This is a genomic window from Effusibacillus pohliae DSM 22757, assembly GCF_000376225.1.
GTDB classification, from domain to species: domain Bacteria; phylum Bacillota; class Bacilli; order Tumebacillales; family Effusibacillaceae; genus Effusibacillus; species Effusibacillus pohliae.
This window is the reverse complement of sequence record NZ_AQXL01000010.1, coordinates 1-1317: the sequence shown is the minus strand read 5'-3', so window position 1 is coordinate 1317 and position 1317 is coordinate 1. Positions and strand designations below refer to the sequence as shown.

At 53.2% G+C, this 1317-nt stretch carries 2 protein-coding genes; both read left to right on the top strand.

Annotated elements, in window-relative coordinates; all coding sequences use genetic code 11:
* Positions 1 to 294 (top strand): hypothetical protein (locus tag C230_RS0100105; protein WP_018130087.1); only part of this gene is annotated, 294 nt, incomplete at its 5' end.
* A partial coding sequence (locus C230_RS0100100; protein ID WP_018130086.1) for a Y-family DNA polymerase occupies positions 291 to 1317 on the top strand: 1027 nt, incomplete at its 3' end. The genes C230_RS0100105 and C230_RS0100100, both read left to right, overlap by 4 nt.

Here is a 1317-nt window from a genome sequence, read left to right as displayed (position 1 = left end):
TCAATACCAGAACATACATTCGTATTCAGGAGGATCCACATGCGCCCGACTGCGTTGATCCGTAAGATGCTTCAACTCGAAGGCTTGGAAAAGCAAACCGCTCAGCAACTGCAAAAGGTGAAAAAGCAATTGAGAGAAAACGGGATATCAATTCAAGAACGTGATGAGAGGGCTCTCGACATCCGGATTCAATACAGATGGAAAAATCGTATACATGAAGCCATTTATATGAGAGCCATGCTGGATGCCGAACTGAAAAGCATCACCAGGAGATTAGGAGAAGAGGAAAAATGAACTGGATTTACGGACTGGTGGATATGCAAAGCTTCTATGCGTCCTGTGAGGTGGCTTCCCATCCCGAGTTTGCCCTGAAACGACAGCAAAACGATGATTCCACCGATCCGGCGCTGGCGGTGTCGGGGGATCCGGCTTTGCGTTCCGGCATTATTTTGGCCGCCACGCCGACCGCCAAGCGGGCGGGGGTGGAGAACGCCATGCGGCTTGGCGAGGCCCTGCGGCACTGTCCCGATTTGATTGTGGTCAGGCCCCGCATGCAGTTTTACCTGGAAACGAGCGTGCGGATTCAGAAGGTAATCGAATCCCTGTTTCCGGTACAAGAACAGTTCAGCGTGGATGAGGCGTTTTTTGCCTTTCCTTATCCGTCCACGCTGTTCCCGGACCCTATTGAAGCGGCCCAGGAACTGAAACAGGCGATCTGGGACCAGTTCCGCATCCGTAGCCGGATCGGGATGGGACCCAACAAGTGGATGGCGAAGATGGCCAACAAGCAGGCCAAAAAACATCCATACGGGATCGTCTGGTGGACCGAACGGGATATTCCTTCTCAGTTGCACCCTTTGTCCGTATTCGAGATGTGGGGGCTCAAACGCCGGGCGGATGTTTTGTATCGTGAGTTCGGGGCCCGTACCATCGGAGATGTCGCTCAAATCCCTGAAATCAAACTGATGCGCCGGTTTGGGGTGTGGGGAACGATCATTCACCGATGGAGTCATGGCCAGGACTATTCAGCAATGAATCCGCAGTCATATGACGTGCCGCACAAGGGAATCTCGCACCGTACCACATTGCCCAGAGATGTATACAAACGTGAAGATGTCAGCATCGTCATCCGGGAGTTGCTGGACGAGGTTTGTTGCAGGGCGAGAGCAGCTGGACAGAAAGGCCGTCGTGTGGGGCTCGGTTTGACGTACAAAGGGCTGCAGGGAGGATTTTTCAAAGCAAAAACGCTCCGCTTTGGCTCGAACGATCCCCACGACCTGTATCCGTATCTGCTGGATCTGCTGGACAAATGGTGGA